Source organism: Chryseobacterium sp. S90 (assembly GCF_047444895.1).
In the GTDB taxonomy this organism is placed as follows: Bacteria; Bacteroidota; Bacteroidia; order Flavobacteriales; family Weeksellaceae; genus Chryseobacterium.
In genome coordinates, this window is the sequence record NZ_JBLGCX010000002.1 from 145839 (window position 1) to 165296 (window position 19458).

12 protein-coding genes are annotated in these 19458 nt (G+C 36.0%); 4 read left to right on the plus strand and 8 right to left on the minus strand.

The features are described 5' to 3' along the window. Positions 1–16 precede the first annotated feature (16 nt). The 3 genes from ACLMCG_RS08425 to ACLMCG_RS08435 all read right to left on the minus strand — a co-directional run bounded on the left by ACLMCG_RS08425 (position 17) and on the right by ACLMCG_RS08435 (position 3910). Positions 17–1447 carry an anion permease gene (locus tag ACLMCG_RS08425; protein ID WP_213280353.1) on the minus strand — a complete coding sequence of 477 codons (1431 nt, stop codon included), beginning with the start codon at positions 1445–1447 and terminating at the stop codon, positions 17–19. Between the two features lie 20 nt (positions 1448–1467). Further along, entirely contained in the window at positions 1468–2634 is a 1167-nt protein-coding gene (locus tag ACLMCG_RS08430; protein ID WP_413961039.1) for a porin, read from the minus strand. A 226-nt stretch (positions 2635–2860) separates the two neighbouring features. Next, on the minus strand, positions 2861–3910 hold the full coding sequence (locus ACLMCG_RS08435; protein WP_413961038.1) for a linear amide C-N hydrolase: 1050 nt from the start codon (positions 3908–3910) through the stop codon (positions 2861–2863). Positions 3911–4290: 380 nt separating this feature from the next. On the opposite strand from ACLMCG_RS08435, the gene ACLMCG_RS08440 reads away from it, so the two are divergent. The 3 genes from ACLMCG_RS08440 to ACLMCG_RS08450 all read left to right on the plus strand — a co-directional run bounded on the left by ACLMCG_RS08440 (position 4291) and on the right by ACLMCG_RS08450 (position 8105). Continuing rightward, positions 4291–6489, plus strand: coding sequence for an ATP-binding protein (locus ACLMCG_RS08440; RefSeq protein WP_413961037.1), 2199 nt, complete (start codon positions 4291–4293; stop codon positions 6487–6489). Positions 6490–6509: 20 nt separating this feature from the next. Continuing rightward, complete coding sequence (locus ACLMCG_RS08445) at positions 6510–7061, plus strand: biliverdin-producing heme oxygenase (RefSeq protein WP_223599194.1); 552 nt, start codon at positions 6510–6512, stop codon at positions 7059–7061. Positions 7062–7178: 117 nt separating this feature from the next. Continuing rightward, positions 7179–8105 (plus strand): malate dehydrogenase, encoded by a 927-nt coding sequence (locus ACLMCG_RS08450; protein ID WP_045500033.1) that lies wholly within the window; start codon positions 7179–7181, stop codon positions 8103–8105. A gap of 161 nt (positions 8106–8266) precedes the next feature. Here ACLMCG_RS08450 and ACLMCG_RS08455 read toward each other — a convergent pair whose 3' ends face one another. Beyond that, positions 8267–9184 carry an alpha/beta fold hydrolase gene (locus tag ACLMCG_RS08455; RefSeq protein ID WP_413961036.1) on the minus strand — a complete coding sequence of 306 codons (918 nt, stop codon included), beginning with the start codon at positions 9182–9184 and terminating at the stop codon, positions 8267–8269. Between the two features lie 831 nt (positions 9185–10015). Between ACLMCG_RS08455 and ACLMCG_RS08460 the strand changes: the two genes are divergently transcribed. Further along, complete coding sequence (locus ACLMCG_RS08460; RefSeq protein ID WP_413961035.1) at positions 10016–10468, plus strand: hypothetical protein; 453 nt, start codon at positions 10016–10018, stop codon at positions 10466–10468. Positions 10469–10486: 18 nt separating this feature from the next. Here ACLMCG_RS08460 and ACLMCG_RS08465 read toward each other — a convergent pair whose 3' ends face one another. From ACLMCG_RS08465 to ACLMCG_RS08480, 4 genes are all read right to left on the minus strand, one after another. Beyond that, positions 10487–10933 (minus strand): hypothetical protein, encoded by a 447-nt coding sequence (locus ACLMCG_RS08465; RefSeq protein ID WP_414136872.1) that lies wholly within the window; start codon positions 10931–10933, stop codon positions 10487–10489. Positions 10934–10935: 2 nt separating this feature from the next. Then, entirely contained in the window at positions 10936–14421 is a 3486-nt protein-coding gene (locus ACLMCG_RS08470; RefSeq protein ID WP_413961033.1) for a DUF6443 domain-containing protein, read from the minus strand. Positions 14422–14426: 5 nt separating this feature from the next. Further along, positions 14427–17624: a hypothetical protein gene (locus tag ACLMCG_RS08475; protein ID WP_413961032.1), complete on the minus strand. Its 3198-nt coding sequence runs from the start codon at positions 17622–17624 to the stop codon at positions 14427–14429. Positions 17625–17799: 175 nt separating this feature from the next. After that, complete coding sequence (locus ACLMCG_RS08480) at positions 17800–19395, minus strand: T9SS type A sorting domain-containing protein (RefSeq protein ID WP_413961031.1); 1596 nt, start codon at positions 19393–19395, stop codon at positions 17800–17802. Positions 19396–19458: the final 63 nt, after the last annotated feature.

Genomic DNA, 19458 nt, shown 5'->3' on the forward strand with positions numbered 1-19458 from the left:
TTTTTGATTTAAAAAATTAATAATATCCTAAGACTTTCATCCACAATCCTCCTACAACCATATAGATAATTAATAGAACGATTCCTATTTCAAGACCTCTGAGCCACCATGCTTTCAGGTCTACATATCCGCTTCCGAAGAATACCGGAGCCGGACCATGCCCGTAATGGGTAAGTACGCCATAAATAGAACCCATGAAACCCAGCATCATCGCTAACAGCATAGGAGGAATTCCCAAAGAAACACCTACGCCTAGTAATGCTGCATACATGGCCGCTACGTGAGCAGTAGCACTGGCAAAAATATAGTGACTGAAGAAATAGACAACAATAATCACCGGGAAGGCAACCTGCCAGCTCAGACCTCCGATCTGAACTTTGATAAGGTTACTGAACCAGCCAATGAAGCCTAATTCATTTAAAGAACTTGCCATCATTACCAATACGGCGAACCAAACGATAGTATCCCATGCTCCTTTTTCTCCTTTTACATCTTCCCAGGTTAATACTGAGGTCAATAACAATAAAGTTAATCCAATGAAAGCCGTTGTCGTAGCGTCAATAGAAAGAGCTCCACCGAATATCCAAAGGGCTAACAGAATAAAGAATGCTAACAGCATCAGCCATTCATTTCTGGAAATAGGTCCCATTTCTTTTAATTTCTGAGCGGCCATTTTCGGAGCATCTCCTGTTTTTTTCAATTCAGGCGGATATAATTTGTACAATACCAATGGAACGACAAAGAATGCTACTGCACCGGGAATGAAACCTGCTGCAGCCCATGACATCCAGGTAATATCAATACCAAGGTTGGCTGCAAATTTCTGACACATCGGGTTACTGGCAGTTCCGGTAAGGAACATAGAAGAAGCGATGAGGTTCATATAATAGCTATTCAAAGTTAAAAATGAACCTAATTTTCTATGAGTTTCCGGTTTTTCAGGAACGGAATCAAAGCTTATTGCCATAGATTTCATGATAGGATAAATAATCCCACCACCTCTTGCTGTATTACTTGGAATAGCAGGAGCAAGACAAACATCGGCAAGTCCTAATCCGTAAGCCAATCCTAATGAGCTTTTACCAAAAACTCTGATGAATAGAAAGGCAATACGGTTTCCGAGTCCTGTTTTGATAAATCCTCTGGCGATAAAGAATGAAATCCCGATCAGCCAGATTACTTTGTCTCCAAACCCGGAAAGCGCTTTTGTAATAGATTTTCCTGCATCTCCGGGAGCAACTACTTGTGTAAGGGCTGTAAAACCAATGGCCATCATACACATGGTACCCATGGGAGCGGCTTTAAGGATGATTCCTAAAATGGTTGCTGCAAAGATGGCAAACAAATGCCAGGCATTCTCGGCAACACCTTCCGGAGCAGGAATGAACCATATGATCAACGCAACAACAAATGTTATCGCTACGTTTCTGATATTTATTTCTTTCATGATACTAACTATTTAATGGGTTAAAACCTACTTTGCACTTGCACAATGAATAGATTATTGTTGTATTGTGAGGTGTTTTCCACCTGATATTTATAGCGGTCGAACTGAACCCCAAGCTGAATCCTTGCACCATAATTTTTCAGGAATTCCAGTCCGAACATTGGAGTGATCGTTTGTCGTGGATTGGACGCCATTCGGAAATTCGTGTCAAGATATTCATATCGACATGATAGTTCAAAGGCACTGAGATTTTTATGGTTGATTTCATATCTTAAATTCGGAAGGAAATAAGCTCCGCGGATCAGATATTGGTCTGGGTTTTCAGGGCGTAATTCAGGTGCAATAGAATTGTACAGAACATGGTTGGTTGCCTGTTTAGCTTCCAGCTGCATATCAAGACTCCATTTTGGATCAAACTGAATCAATGAACTCAGATCGATTCCCAAAGCATATACTTTTTTGCTGAAAACTTCTCCGGTACCTCCATTCAGACCTACATTGAAGTGATATTTTTTTGATAATCCGAAAACAAGACGGGTAGAATACTGCTTTCCATTATCATTATCGTTGATCTGGTTTTTCCCATTTCCGTTGACTACCGAAACAGCGTATTGGAAGGGAATTTCTCCCAGCTGAAGCTGTCCTGTGACAGACATCCCGATCTGAAAACTCGTCCAGCCCAGTTTTCCGAATTCTGTATACTGATTAGACCAGTCTAAAGATTTAATAATATCAATAGGGTAAGTTTCTTCAATACCAAACCAAGGTCTGAATTGTCCTACTGTAATGGCTAATTTAGGATTGAAAGTATACTTCAGATAAGCATTTTCAAGAACTCTGCTTTTGGGATCATTTTTAAAATCGGCAAGATTGGCCAGGACAACAACTTCTGTGCGTTTACTGATCTGTGCCCGAACCTGAACCCTCATGTATTTAAGCATGAAATTATTATCTGTTCCGGAACCATCCGTATGGTGAAGTCCGTTGACATCAACATCCTTGGACATCCCAACCAGATAACGTGCCTGAAAAAGGCCTTTGATCTGCAGCTGCGGATATTTTACATTGTCTTCTTCCTGTGGAGGAGAGGTGGTCTTCAGAGAGTCCTGATTTTGTGCATAAGCTGATAACCCGCAGGCCAGCATGCACAGGATCAGGCTTTTCTTTTTAATCGAAAAAAAGGCCATATCTATTTTTGTTTTTTTATATTGTAAACTTTACTTTACCACAAGTATCTTTATATGCGCTTGAATGAAAGAAAAGTGTTTTTAACCACCTCTTCAAATCTCTGATTTGACACCCATCCAGGAGAGAGAAATAGTCAAATATTCAATCATAGTTCGTTGATACTTAGTTTTTTTATCTGTAGGGGCAGATTTTTTACTTAAGCATAAGTGGTTTGTGGTGAAATATCTATTTTAATCCTAAGAATGCGAACGGTGCAGATTCTTTAAAATTTGCATTGGATTTACCGTTGTAAGTGTTATTATTACTCAAATCCAGTTTCATCACTTTTCCCTTAGCGCTTAGGTCGAAATCTTTAAGATCTACCCAAAAAGTATTCGGTGTGAAAACCGTTTCAAAATAATATACCAGATTTTTCTGATCAGAAACAGAGCGCCATCTTGTGGATGAAATATTAGGTTCCGTTGCTGAAGTGATTCCGTAAGGCACTGAACAGTTTCTGATGACACTGAAAACACTCGCTATAGCTGTACGGGTATCAGCAGTCTGCGGTATTGCATTCACATAGTAAGAAGCTCTTACAAAGCGGTCTGCAGCACGGTTGGTCCCCGGAAGCATTACCGTTCCCGGAATTCCTTTCCAGTAATTGTTAAGAGCTAACTGTTCTTCAAAAACAGGAGAGTTGGTCATTACCGTATAAGATGGATCATGATGAATAACCAGTTTACCGTCAATATACTCAAATACAGCATTGTCTCCTGAGGCATCGGAAATGGAAAGATGAATTGTCGTAAATCTTTCTGTTCCCGGAATATAATCACTTACAATAACGAATGGCTCTTTTCGTGAAAACTCTACGGCTTCTTTTACTGTGGCGAAATTATCGAGATAATATTGTGCCCATAATGATATGGCAAGTCCCTTTTTACTTCCTTTTCCATCAAACTTTGGATACTGGGATTCTCCTAGCCAAAGAAGGTTGGCAACCAGTCCTTTTTCGTTCATTCCGTCTGCTGATGCAATATCCCATGAAGAGCTGATAAGGCTTCCGTATTTGGAAGACCATTTTACAGATTTAGAGCCTACAAGTCCGTTGCGGTCTATTCCTTTTGGGAAAACCCACAGGTTGGCCGGAATTTCATCACGCCAGTCCATAGAACGGGCTGTAATAACGGTATTCTGAGGACCTTTGTAAACTACTCTTGTACATGCTTCTGATGGATTCCATAATCCTATAGAGAGGACCAGAGAAAATAAAATTAATGGGAACTTTTTCATAATAGTATTATTTGAATTTAAATTTTATATTGAATTTATTGTGAATAATTCAATGAATTTTTGTCATATTCATTATTTGGTGATATAAATTTAGATAAATTTGTTTAAATAAAATAATTATTAAGGTTAATAATGTGTAATTTATGTTATGAATCATGGTTAAAGCTTGATAATTGGATTATTGTTTATTTTTTTGTATATTTTAGAGATATGACACTAAAAGAGGATGAAAATGGAGAATGTTTTAATGTGTTTTTCGACCTTTTCTTTACTTGATTTTTCCCATGAATGCCTGATAGCCTGAAGTTTAAAATAAGGTACCACAAAATAGAAAGCTGTTCGAAAAAAGGCTATATTTGATAGTTAGACTGAAAAGATATATGAATTTTATAGAATGCCATGAAGAGCCTATCCATATTCCGGGTTCTATACAAAGTTTTGGTTATTTGATTGGCATTGATGCAGAGTCCCGTACCATTACTTTTTTTAGCAGGAATATTTCGGATATATTTAAGATCGGGGGTTCTCAGGAACTATTCGGAAGAAAGCTTACTGACTTTCCTGAAAGTTTTCAAAGCATTATTGATTCAGAAATCTATACTTCGCTGGAAAAGTTTACCAGAAGGAAGAATGAAACTTATTTCGATAAGATTTTTATTGGAGATACTGAGTTCCATTTTTCTGTTTTTAGAAGTGAACTCTATATTTTCATGGAGTTTGAAGAGGTTATCATTAATCCCAATAAACGGATTTCGAATAAGTATGATAATTTTTATATCATCGATAATGAAAAGGAGCTCTGGAATCATCTTCTGGAAACCCTGTCGAAGGTTGTGAACTACGACCGTATGATGGTATACAAATTCATGATGGATGGTTCAGGAAAAGTTATCGCTGAAAAGAAAAATGAGAATATGGAAAGTTTTCTCGGACTTCATTATCCGGAATCTGATATTCCCAAGCAGGCACGCGATCTTTATCTGAAAAAAAGAAAAAGAATTTTCAGTAATGTATATGCGGATACAGTTCCTATTTTAAGCAGAAGTCCTGAAAATATTGACCTTACTTTCTCTGCATCCAGAGCAATGTCGCCTGTTCACGGGCAATATCTTAAAAATTCAGGAGCTGCTTCAAGCTTCAGTGTTTCGATTATTATTGATGATCATCTTTGGGGATTGGTAACCTGCCAGAATGTAGAACCTAAACATATTGATCTTGAGGACAGGGTGCAGGCAGGAATTTTCACAGCTCTGGCTGCTAATGCTTATTCCTCTTTTAAATCCAAAAGCGAACTGAACTACCGTTTGGAGCTGAATGAAAAGGTTTCTCAGCTTAAAACGGAGTTTCTAAAACATAATAACCTATTCGACTCTCTTATTGAATGTAAGACGGAAATCAGAAATTTGCCTGAAGCAGACGGGCTTGCTATTGTTTCAGATGAGAATATTATAACAGACGGTAAAACTCCCAATCCGGAAAGTATAAGCCGAATTGTTCAATGGGCACTGGAGAATACCAATGAAAGAATCTATGTGAGCCGTAACTTTCTTAAAGAATATGGTGATCAGTTGGATCTGTCTGAAAATGCTGCAGGAATCGTTATTTATTTTATTGAAAGGGATAAAAATGAAATGTTGATCTGGTTTCGTAAAGAGTTTGATGAACACATCAACTGGGCCGGGAATCCGGAGAAAAAAATAGAGGTCTTTTCTCAGAACGGAGAGGAAAAACAGATGATATCGCCTAGAACTTCCTTCCGTATTTTTACAGAAAATATCAAAGGGAATTCTAAAAGATGGAACTCCAGAAATGTAAGTGCAGTACAGGCCGTAAGGGATTTGATTTTAGAAACCTCTCACAAAAATTATAATGCGATCAAAAGGCTTAATGATGAACTGAAAAAAGTAAATGATGAACTTGACAGTTTTTCTTATACCATTTCGCATGACCTGGGAACGCCTCTTACGGTAATGAAACTGAATGCACAAATGCTTTTGGGAAATCTTGCTGATGATTCCGTGAAAAGCAAAACCAAGATCAATACAATTATTGAGGAAATAGATAATATGGCTGAAATGATGCATGATGTACTGCAGCTCAGTCGTGCCAAACATAGTGAAATACAGCTTGAAAGCCTGAAAACGGCTAATACCATTGAGAAAATATCTCAAAATGCCAAGATGACCTATGGTAGTCCGAACAGTGAAATTATCATTAAGGAATGCCCGGATGTACTGGCTGATAAAACAATGCTTCATCAGGTTTTCCTGAATATCATCAATAATGCTGTGAAATATTCTTCCCATAAAGATCTTCCGAAAGTGGAAATTGAAGGAACGGAAGATGGACAGACTATTATTTACAGGGTTTCGGACAATGGTATTGGTATTCCTGAAGAGGAAAAGCATAAGATGTTTAAAATCTTCAACAGAATGGATAATGCCAAGAAATTTAAAGGAAATGGAGTAGGGCTGTCTATTGTACACCGTATTATGAAAAGGATAGGAGGAAATGTGGATTATGAAAGCAGCAGTGAGGGAACTTCCTTTATTTTAACGTTCAAAAAGCCTTATATTTGAGAAACTTTTAAAACGTTATTATGGTATCAGAATATCTTAAACAGAATACGGCAGAGTATCACGATGCAGCAGAGAAACTTTTTAATTCTGAAAAGATTTTTAATAAAACTTTCACTTTGGAGGATTATAAAAAAATCATTCATACCAATTATCTGATGCTTCTTCACAGTGAAGACAAAATCTTCAGCAGTCTTTCTGATAAGTATGCAGAAAAACTTCAGCTTGAAGGAAGAAAAAAACTTTCCCTTATTGAAAAGGACCTGAAAAGTCTTTCCTTGGAAAATCAATCTGCTTCTCACAACCTTGAATTTAACAATGAACATGAAGCGCTTGGAGCGATGTATGTGATTGAAGGTTCTACGCTTGGAGGAAATGTTATCGCGAAACAGCTTTCTAAAACGGAAGGTTTTGATGAGGTTACTTTCAACTTTTTCGGATGTTATCAGGAAAATACAGGGCCTATGTGGAAAAATTTCAAGGAGGTTCTGGATACGGAAGTCGCTGAAGAAAACTACCATGAAGTGCTTTCTGGTGCGAAAAAGCTGTACACCTTTTTACTGAACGTCAACTAATTTATTTTAATTCTAATTAAATTCCTGAAAAATTGCGCATTTTTTCAGGAATTGTTAAATTTGGGGAGTTTCAAATTTAAACTTAACTAACAAAAAATAATTTTAAAAAGTAACAATATGAAAGTAACTGTAGTAGGTGCAGGCGCTGTAGGAGCAAGCTGTGCGGAATACATCGCAATGAAGAACTTCTGTTCAGAAGTAGTTTTGGTAGACATTAAAGAAGGGTTTGCTGAAGGTAAAGCAATGGATTTGATGCAGACAGCATCTCTTAACGGATTTGATACAAAAATTACGGGTACAACAGGAGATTACAGCAAAACTGCAGGTTCTCATGTAGCAGTAATCACTTCAGGGATCCCAAGAAAACCTGGAATGACAAGAGAAGAATTGATCGGTATCAACGCTGGTATCGTGAAAGAAGTTACTGAAAACTTAGTAAAACATTCTCCAGAAGTAATCATTATTGTGGTTTCTAACCCAATGGATACTATGGCTTACCTTGTACACAAAACTTCAGGTCTTCCTAAGCACAAAATCATCGGAATGGGTGGTGCATTAGACTCTGCAAGATTCAAATACAGATTGGCTGAAGCATTAGAAGCTCCAATTTCTGACGTTGACGGAATGGTAATCGCTGCTCACAGTGATACAGGTATGCTTCCATTATTGAGCAAAGCGACAAGAAATGGGGTTCCTGTAACTGAATTCTTAAGTGAAGACCAACAAAAATATGTAATCGAAGAAACTAAAGTAGGAGGAGCTACTCTTACAAAATTATTAGGGACTTCAGCCTGGTATGCTCCAGGTGCAGCAGTTTCTGTAATGGTTCAGGCAATTGCATGTGACCAGAAGAAAATGATCCCTTGTTCTTTAATGCTTGAAGGAGAATATGGACAAAACGATATCTGCTTAGGAGTTCCTGCTATCATTGGAGCAAACGGAGTAGAATCAATTGTAAACGTAACTTTGACTGCTGAAGAGCAATTGAAATTCGCTGAAGCTGCTAATGCGGTAAGAGAGGTGAATGGAGATCTTAAATTTTAATCATTGCCTGCTTTTAAGCAGGAATTAAAATAGAAAAAAACATGTTGTTCAAAGTGGAAACAGCTTTTTTTGTGGAGGGAAGGTTTTGGAAGGGAGGGAAGGTTTTCGGCGTGTCCTTTGACCGCCCCGAAACTTTTAATTATAAAATTGAGAATACAATATCACTTCGTTATTTTCACAAAGTTGTTGACAGCATTCACAAATTCTTTATTTTTCTCATAATACAAAAGATGTCCGCCATTAATGGAAACTACTTTCTGATTGGGAAATCTGAAGGTTTTATAATGCTGGGTTCCCACTGCTTTATCCTTTTTTCCCGTAATGATAAGAACAGGAACACCAATCTCTTTTGTCATTGGAGCATAATCGGCGTAATATTCCGGAAAATCTTTAGGTTTTGAAATGACGGCCATTCCGAAGTCGATGATACGGGGATGGAGAGAGTCTATTTTATCCGTCTGTTTTATGGTTTCGATATCGTCGGTAAGGAATTTATATCCGATTCTTTTTTTTCTTAGTGCACTGCTTATTTTTGAAAGTTCTGAAGAAAGGCTGTCTTTAGGAACTTCTCTGTTTTTTGCCTGTAAAAGACTGTTTCCATATTCAATCTGTTCTTTGAGAGATTCATCATTCAAAAAATGAAGGGTAACATTGGCAAGGATGAGTCCTTTGGTATGCTGGGGATATTTTTTTGCATAACTGACTGCAATGATTCCGCCAAAGGAGTGAGCCAGCAGGAAAACTCTTTTCAATTTGAGATGCTGTCTCAGTTCTTCAATATCCTGAACCATTTTGTCAAGATGATAATTTTCCGATGTGCCGGATTCCCCGGAACCCCGCTGATCCATATAAACCATCTGCATGTTTTTTTCCAGACTGTTTCCTCCCATCAGCTCAAAAGACGGATAACCCTGCCCGGGACCACCTGGAATATAAATGCACGCTTCTCCTTTTCCGGAGATTTTATATTTGATCTTTACGTGATCTGAGGTTTCATAAAAGCCTTCAGAAGAATTATTCTGAGCTGAAACAACAGTCAGAGTAGTGAAAAAAAAGAGTAGGAGAGCAATTGTTTTCATAGTATTATAACAATTGTAAGGGATTGTTTATTACTAAAATACCAGATTATTTTCCTTTTTTTGCTGTTTCACTTCTTAAGATCATGGTTGATACTGGTCATTGCTGCCAGTTTTCTTTCGGTGTTGATGATTTTATAATGATAGACAATGATTGTTTTACCAGATTGTATAGGCTTTGCATGAGAAGTAATTTTATCTTTTCAGGCTGGGCGAAAAAAGTTAATCTTAAGTTCTATATTGGTAAAGCTTTCTTCTTCATTCATTAATGTAGAGCGGGTTGTTCCGATGACCGTATCTGCCAATTCACAGATTAATCGGTTATGGATAGTTCCTTGCTGATTTTCCTATATTTCACATATGTATTGATGGAGGCTTTAGCTTCTCCCGAAGATCTCGGTTGAAATCCAAGTATTTTTGAAAACTTATCATCATGGACAATTTGATTTTTATATAATAAAGGCTCTCCTGATATTTTAACCCAAAGGATAATAGTTATTAGTATCAATAACTTCAAGTGTAGTACCATTATTCTTATAGCTCACTCTTACACATTTCCTAAATGATCGGTATAATTGTAAATCTACTTATTTTCAGTGAAATCATAACACCCTTCAGAGGAGAATAAGGAGATTACGAATAAATACAGGTTATTAATTTTTTTTTAAAATTATCTAACTTGAACAAGTATATATTATCTTTACCATGGAAAAAGCTTTTATTTGTACTTTCTTTAAAAGAAGAAGAAGAAGAAGAAGAAAAATCTTGATTTACTACCTTTGTTGCTTTATTAAAGCTGTTGAACTTGAAAATATTACTGATCCATAAAAAAATATGAAAAAAATTATCGTACTCTTTTCTCTGTGTAGTATTTCTATTATTTTCGCACAGGTTGGTCCTCCACCGCCATCAATGCCTACCAAAGAAAATGAGGTTCTCATTAATGAACTCATTAAAGTAACTGAGTTTGAAAATTATTTCTACAGCTATTGTAAAAATAAAGTAGAGCAGGTTGCTAAAGAAAACAATTGGGATGATAAGAAAAAGCAAGAAATTATTAAAAGTATAAATTTTGAGAGATTTAAGACAAATACTATTTATAATAATTTTGCTCGTAATACTAAAGAAGATTTGGAAGAGGCTATAACGCTTTTAAAAAAATTAAATCAAAAAAGAAATTTATCTTCTACAAAATTAGTTGTCTCGAATCTTATGATGCAAAGTAATTTAGAAGGATATGTAAAGACTCTTTTAAGAGGAGATTATATAAGTAAAGCTACTCAATAAGTAGCTTTATTTATATAGTTAAAAATAATTCTCCCAGAAATAGCCAGGAGCTGGAATAGAATCTAATTTTCTTTTTACATAAACATTTTTATCAATTTTTTCTTTCAATGTTTTCTCATTATCACTAGAATTTACTGGTATAGAAACATATAATCTATTATTATGTACATTACTATTTAAATATATTACTAAAAATTTTTTATCCATATATTTACTATATTCATCTACAGATAAGTTTCCTGCACTACATACAGATTTATATTTTTTACCTCTAGCATAAAAAGTATAAACAAAATCATGTCCAGATCTTCCAAATGCTTTTATATCCTTCATTGTACCTATCGCGTAATTTCCTTCTTTTTTATACAAATTTTTATAATTATTTATGAAATAATTATTAACTACGTATAGTCCTATGAAGAAAATAAGAAATATTAAAAAAGTATATTTTCTAAAAAAATTCATCGTTATTTCCTTTTTTGTTGATTCTGAATATTACCAGCGTTTATTTCTGAGACTTTATATGCTGTGACGCCAATAAGAAAACTATTAGCATCAACTACTTTCGCGTCTAATCCTGTTGCCCCAGTTTTTGTTATACCATTTAATTTTCCAAATCCTGTTGATAATAAATTAATCGCTGTGGTAGAAGCAGCTTCCTTCACCGACATACTTCCGTCGAAAGCTGTTCTAAAATAAGTAGGATCATTAGTTATAAATTTTTTAACTGAAAACTCGTTCGTTCCTCCAAGAATTTCTCCAATGCCATTTCCCGCAATCATATCACCTGCAACTCCAAACAGATTAACATCCTGACTAGATGTCAACTGTTGTCCTACACTCAATAATCCTTTACCCCAAATAGATGTTCCTCCAGACATAATGTGACCTGGAACATATAATATGGAAGCTAATGCTTTTCCTAACTTATCTGCCTCTTGTGAACTTACATAAGGAGCTTGATCTTTTGCAATAAAAGATTCTCCGTCTACAGTATAATTCCCTCCTTCACCTAAAACAACATCTCTATCCACACCAGTATCTATACCATTACTTGACATTGGTGTTGTATATTTACTATTATCATCCCCACGTCCATTAGCATAACCTACATATCCGGCATCTGAAGCTTGCTGAGCAGATGTTATATCACTTCTGTATTCCCAACCACTCTGACTTGTTCTTTTTACCCAATCTTGTTCTGATCTTCCATCAGGGTCAATAAATCTTATTGGATTATTCACAGCATAGTTGTAAGGTGTAAATCTTCTGTTTTTTTCCGCCAGCGGATCCACCACTCCCCATCTTCCCAAATCAGGCATATACATCCTCGCTCCGTAATCATACATTCCACTTTCCTGCAATTCCTTTCCATTGTACTTGTAATTATACGGAACTCCTCCAAAAGGAACCGGTACAATAGTTCCGTTCTGGTGTTTTAACCCAAAAGGATAGTAATTGTTGGCATCAATAACCTCCAGTGCAGTACCATTATTCTTATAGCTCACTCTTATATTTCCTAAATGATCCGTGTAATTGTAAATATACTTATTTTCCGTAAAATCATAATACCCTTCTGAGGTAGGTACAAATTTCAATACCGGAACGGTGTAAAGAGAGGCTGAAGTATCATAGGCATGTCTGTTATCATACTGGAAACCGTCTAGATAATTGGTTTCTATGGACCCGTTATTACTGTATGTTTTAGAGACTTTTGCTCCGTCTGCCCTGTAGGTGTAGCTGGTTGTAGAGCTATCCATTATCCCTGCATTAACTGCAATACTATTGGGCAGATTCAGGTAATTGTAACTGATCTTCATTTTTTTATCAGGATGATCCGTCATATTCCCATTAAGGTTATAGCCCATGGTTCCCTGCAAAGCATTATATCCTGAACTGTTGTTAATAACACCGGCAGGAAGGGTAATTTTGTCCAGCGTATTACTTTTGTCCCCATTCTGATAATTATAGACCAGATCATCAATCTTCTCTGCGATAGTTCCCCCGGAAACAGGCCATGAAAATCTTTTTAAGGTTTTAATATTTCCATTGAGATCATAAGTAAGCTCTTCATTAAAATAATTATTCTGGGCTACAGAAGAATTGGGCTCGGAATATACTCCTTTTAACATCCTGTTTAAAGGATCATACTGGTAATTGTATCTTTTCAATCCCTCTGCACTGGAAATATTCCAATCAATCTCAGCGATATTTCCATTAAATCTTCCTGTTGACGTATTGGTATACACAGGATTGGTATACTTTATCTCATACCCGAATAACTTCCCGTTCAGGTTGGCAGGATCATTCATTTTGGTCATCCAGCCACGGATATTGTATTGGTAAGCAATGGTCTGTAATGGGGAGGCTGCAGCTGTCCCACCCACTTTCTTAGATTCCAGCTGGGAAAGTTCATTGTATTTGTTTTGAGCAATGTATTCAACTGGATTACTTCCTATCTGATGAGTCTGGGTCAGAAGCCTGTTCTGGGAATCATAGGTGAACTTTTCTACAATGATCTTCTCTGTATCTGTACCAAGCCTTCTATGGTAAGTATTAGTCTGAAGAACAACTCCGGCAAAGTCAAGCTTATTATTAATTACAGTATAGCCTCCAAGATAATTACGACTTCTTGATCCGATATTTCTTCCCTTGGTATCATACCAAAGGAAATTTCTTGTCCAATTGTCATCTTCTATATTTTTTACATAAGAAGCAGTAAGAAGTCCTTTAGTTGTCCTTTCCTGAGCTGGGTCATCCGTAAGAAGAGGCTGGGCAAAGACATTGGTTACCGCTGGAGAACCCGCTGGATAAGTATCATAATAATTAACGCTTAATACCTGGCTAACACTGGTAGGAGTTGAAAGTTTAGTATAATATACTGGCATCCCATTTAAGGTCCATCCTGCTGTAGCAGTTCTGGTTTCATATAAATTAGCATTGGCATTAATACTGTTTTGCATTGATGTCCTGCTGGCAGTATTATTTGTAATCCCAGTGTAAATAGGTCTTCCAAACTGGTCATATTTGGTAAAAAGCCATTGTCCTTTTCCTTTAAGAACTGTATCCTGAGTAAGAATAAGCTGATCAGCTTTATTATACACCATATATTCCCAGCCTTTGCCAGGAAGTTTCTTTTCAACTAAACGATTTCTTCCGTCATATTTATACTGGTAACATAAATCATTAAGAACAGTATTGGGATCTGCTTCTACTGAAGCTTTGGGAGGAATCACATAAGCCAGTTGGTTATAATCATTGTAAACATAATAGGTATCTGCATTGTCTGTAGCACTGATTACTTTTCTGACCAATACCACCTGCCCCTGTCCGTTTTTAAACTCAATGGTTGAGTTGCCATCTTCATCGGTAACCATATTTTTATACAGCTGTCCTATTCCATAGGAGCCGGATAAAGTGAGTTGGGAAGTAAAATTGGTATAATTAAAAGTGGCAGTATATTTTTTAACCCCACCATCGGCATTGGCATCATACCCAAATTTTATAGGCTTGCTATCCCAGGCATTCCCCACTTGTTTCTGCTCCAGAATTCTGTCCAAAGGTGAGTTTTCCAAAACCTTTTCTGAATAGATCTTTTCATTGCCATAGGTGTTAGGATAAACACCCAAAGGCCCTGAATAATAGTTCCCGTTACTTGTGGAAAGTTGGGGAACAGGAAGATAGTCTTTAACCTGTCTTCCGAAAGGGTCATATTCAATATGGGTCACAACGTCTTTTCCCAAAGGTGAAGCTTGTAAGTTGATAATCTGCTTGGGTCTTCCCAATCCGTCAAAATACTGTACCGTTTCTAAGGATTTGGTAGCAGCTGTTCCATTATAATCTAAATATGTTTTGGTCTGAATATAATTTTCATTGCTTGAAATCGTGGAAAGCTGGGCATTGGCTATATTAGATAAGAGCAGGGCTCCTATTAGTATTATGAGTTTTTTCATCAGTTTTAGTTTTTATAATTGTATTTCATCTCTTTCAGCACTTTGCCATTCACATCAATCACTTTTTCAAGCCTGTTAGCCGAATCATAAACATAGCTTTCTCTAATTCCGGATGGTGAAGTGATGCTTCTTACTCCTACTAAAGGATCGTAAGTATAAGTAGTGGCTTGATAACCTGCCATTTCTGGGATATTCCGGAATTGGTCTAGCTTATTAATCAACGTATCTTCTGTATTTGCAGGCTGCAGACCAAACTTTGCAGGATCGGCATCTTTATCAGATGCTAAAATAAGATCATCCAGACCAGGGAATCCTAAGACTTTTCTATAATCAACTCCCTCTATTTTTAGAATAGGCTGGGTTTTATTATACCCCCAAATAATTGTCACAGGCGTACCCTCTTTGGTCGTATATTGTAACACATGTCCTTTTTCATCATACCAGTTATAAGTTATTTCCGTTGATGGTGTATTATTCTCAATATTATAAGCAATTCCCGAAAGAGGTAACAAAAGATACTGGGCTTGTGGTGTTGGGTAATTGTTTTGATCAGGATAAATAGTTTCTGATCTCAAAATCATTTTTCCAGCATCTAAACTGTTAAGCTTCTTTATAATTCTAGTTTCCAGTGGAATACCCACCATATTGGCTTCTATCAATTTCTGATTATTTTTTTCATCTGCATATTGATAAGATGTTTCTAAGATGTTACCTCCCGGCAGTTCTACAGTCTGCTTACTAAGCTGATGATTTTGATTTAAGTAAAAGTTTTTAATATTCTTAACAATAACATTGTTTGGATTGTTAGGGTTTGGAAAATCAATGGTTTTTGTTTCAGATAATAAGGCTTCATTTACCATAGTTGGGTAAGAAGTAATCAGTTTATTTTTAAGTTCATAAGGACCTCCGGTAATTGTAGGGTAAACATCAGACCCTAAAATATTATGTACATTTTTTATCTCACTGAAATTATATTTATTTTCTGTAGTTTTGAGATAATTAACCGAATTGTTTTGTATTTTAAATATTTTATCACTCAGGAGCTTTCCATCTACATTCGGAAAGGAGAAAGATCTATGAAACTTTTTAAGGGTTGATTCTGTCAATGCCGATAAAATCCCTTCATTTTTAATAAAGACTTGGTCGGTACCCAGTTGCGTGAAATTAGGAGAAAATAAATCAAATTCAATATCCGCTCTTTTCTTAATATAATATTTCTTTTCTTCACCCCCTTTTTCAAAATTATCTCCTCCAAAACTTAAAGTTATATTGGAATACATAGGATCATTGAGATTGAAATAATTAGTATCCTCATCATCTTGAGTCAAATCAGAATATTCCAATGAACTCAAATAAGGAGTAGACTTGATATTTTCTACCAATGAGGAAGATCCAGGATAACTTACAGTACCATCATTACAATTAGATCCGGTGTTAGGATTGGGCGTGAGTGATTGCATAAGAAATTGACTTTTAAAATCCGGAACAAAAACCTTATTGTTTTTTCTTATATCAGGAATACTAGAATAATTAGTATAATATACTCTTTTGATATTTGTTACCCCACTCTCACTAATATCATACTGTCTTTTTAAACGTACTCCTGGCCCATTTTCTATATCAAGCTTTTTTAAATTCACTTTTACATCTCCATAACAATTACTGCACAAATTGTCCAAAATTTCTAATGAAAACTTATATTTTTTAGCTGGGTTAAGAGCAAGAGTTCCCTGAGTTTCTGCTTTTAAATCAGTAGTTGCTTTACTAATAGTTAATTGTTGAGAAGTATATACCACATTATTGAATTCATCAAGAACTTTAAATACAGCTCTTGCTTTCATAACGGGGTTACTTATGTTCGGATCCATAGAATAAAGTAAAAAATCATACTGAACACTTCCGCCTAAATATTCGTATGGAAATAAATCTTTAGTATCAGTTCTGTAGCTAGAATCTATAGAAAGAGCAATCGTCGCATTTTTCGGAGCTTCTGTAATCGGCTCATACTCAAATACAGTTTTTCCTTTTGTAGGATAGGTAATGGACATCAAAGTTCCGTATTTGGCTAACTCAGAAAAAGGTCTTCTATCAGCAAAATTATTAAATGCGGAAATACTGTTATTGTCAAATAGATTGGTGTTAGGAATAAGTGTTTGCAAAGAATTGGTTTTCCCATTGTAATATCCGAGATAATCAATTTCCTTGGACATTCGATCAGGTAACACCAAAGGATTGTCATATTCCATTTTGTATTCGTGTGTTACATTTGTTTCATTATTTTCATAAAACCTAACATTGGTCAAAAAATATCTTAATAATTTGTTGTTGGAATTTATTTTATCCAGATAATCAAAACTGTATTTCTTCATCAGTGTATTATTAATATTAAGCTTAATGTTATTGAGCTTATTGTATAATATATAATCGCTTGAATAATCAAAAGAGATAATTTTATCAGCTAAAAGAATTTTTTTTATCCTTTTAGGATCTGAAATTTTAAGAAAAATATTAGTCTGCTTAATCTCACTAGAAGGTGTAGGATGTCCACCGCAGTTAGGTTCTTCTACCACAGTCATATCTGAATTGTAGCTTTCCTGTATATCTGTTTGAACTGATCTTAAAACGCCTATATCTTCATATTCAAATTGAATGGTTTCATTGGTTTTACTACTGGTTATTTCTTTTAAATAAAACGACGTTACCCCAGCGGTTGATGCCTGCTCTTTATTAAATGTCTTTTCAGTAAATCCAGTCCCTCCAAAATGATACACTGTTCCATCATTAGTGATAATTTTAAACTGGTAATTCTGGCTGAATGACCCCACAGTTTCTATCTTACAGTTATTGTCTTTAGTAAGAATTACAGGTTGGAAATTTTGATCCAGAAAAAAACTGCCAGAGTAGTTACCTACTGTAAAATTAAATACATCTGTCTGATGATCCTTATTCTGCAAAACATATACTCCCCAATCTCCGGGATTAGACATATTTATATTTGGAAGCTGTGGGAATAATTCGCGTACTACTTTTTCATCTGCAATATCATTGATTGTCCTTGTTATAATCCCACCTGTATTCAAAACCCAATTAATACCTGTACTATTTGGAATGTCATTTACTTTCACTCCTGCCTTGATGTATTTTAAATCCAATTCAAAAGGAATCCCACCATGATTTATGGAGAACAAGGGAATATTCACCATCGGTTCACCTCTAAAATCGTTAATGTCATTATTTCCAAATTGAGACTTGTAAAAAGATTCGGGTGCCGGCGGGATTATATTGTATGGGAATCTGTAGTATTACTGTAATTTAATTGTCCAGAACAAATGAGATATGAAAAGCTAGAAAGAGTTAATATTATTTTTTTCATTTCAATTATTTCTTAATCAGTTTAGCATTCGCTGTTTTATTCGTATCAGTTTTTATGGTTACCAGATAAGCTCCCTGAACTAAAGCCTGGGTATTAATCTTAGTCACTCTGTTCTTAGTTTTCAGGTTCTGAAGCTGTCTTCCGCTCATATCATACAACAGAATATCAGCCTCTTTGAAATCAAAGCCGATTTCTACGTAAGCATAATCTGATACTGGATTTGGATAGATCTTGATATCGTATTTTTCCATTAATTGATCAACCTGCTTGTCTCCCAGCTTTACAATCTTCCAGTTCTCTTTGCCTAATTCTTCTGCACTTGTTCCTGCCAGAACAATAGAACCATCTCTGTTCAGATTTAAATCTGAAAGTCTTTCTTCTTTTTGTCTGGATTCTCCTTTCACATGCTTTCTCCACTGCTCATTGCCATTCTGATCCAAATATAACATCCAGAAGGTCTCATCATCGGTTTGTATTCTTCCTTCTGCCTGAGTATATCCGCCCAATAAAATCCCTTTGGAAGATTTATCATCTGCAGAATGAAGAACGCTCATTCCCATCAAAATATCACGGTTTTTGAAATTGTAGGATTTCTGCCACTGTTCATCACCTCTTTCATTTAAAGAAATCAGCCAAAGATCTGTTCCTTCTTCAATTCCAACCGTTTTATTTCCTGATCTTTCTGATCTGGATTCTCCACCGATAACAAAACCATTTGAAGTTAATGCCAATGTTCTGATATGATCATCTCCTTTACCTCCAAAGTTTTTTTCCCATTCCACTTTTCCGCTTTTGTCAAGCTTTACAATCCAGTAGTCACCTTCACCGAAATTTTCAGTTTGTTTCGAGTTTCGGGATACGGGATTCGAGTTTTGAACGTTTGACACAGAACCCGCATCTCGCATCTCGGAACTCCTGGAATAAATACCTAATAATGCTCCACCATCTCTCGTTGGAATCATTTTCTCCACTTCATCTAAACCTTTTCCACCTAGAAGTAATTGGGAAAGTTCTTTTCCGTTTTTGTCCAATCTTGTAATCCAGACATCTTTAGAACCGTATCCTTTTGAAGAATTCTGCACATTTCCGGCAACAAAGAATCCTAAGTCTGTGGTTTGGATAACAGCCCTGGTTTCTTCGTCTGAAGAGCTTCCCAAAGTTTTCTGCCATAGTTCATCACCAAATTCATTAATTCTGATCAGCCAGATATCTGATCCTCCTTTAGAATCCTCTTTTTTATCCAATCCCTTTCCTGAATAAGAGGTTCCGGCTAAAAGAAATCCGCCATCCTGTGTTGTGACTGTAGCTGATAAATAATCATGATTTGATCCTGAAAAGTATTTCTCCCAGACTTCTTCTCCCTGCTGATTCAATTTTACAAGGTGGAAATCGTAACCGTTATTCTGCTTACTGCCTGAAGCTTGCTGCTTATCGCTTTGGATAGAGCTTCCCGTAATAAGATACTGCTGATCAATGGTTGTAGTGATCTGGCTTAGAAAATCCTGAGTAGAGGATTTGATGTCTTTCTGCCATACCAATTCCTGGGCAGAGGTACCCAAGATTGTGCATAAAGTGAATGCACCGATATAGAATTTTTTCATTCCAATGTTGTTTTCTGAGTTAGTAATTAGTTTATTGAAACCGCGCGAATTTAACACTTTTTA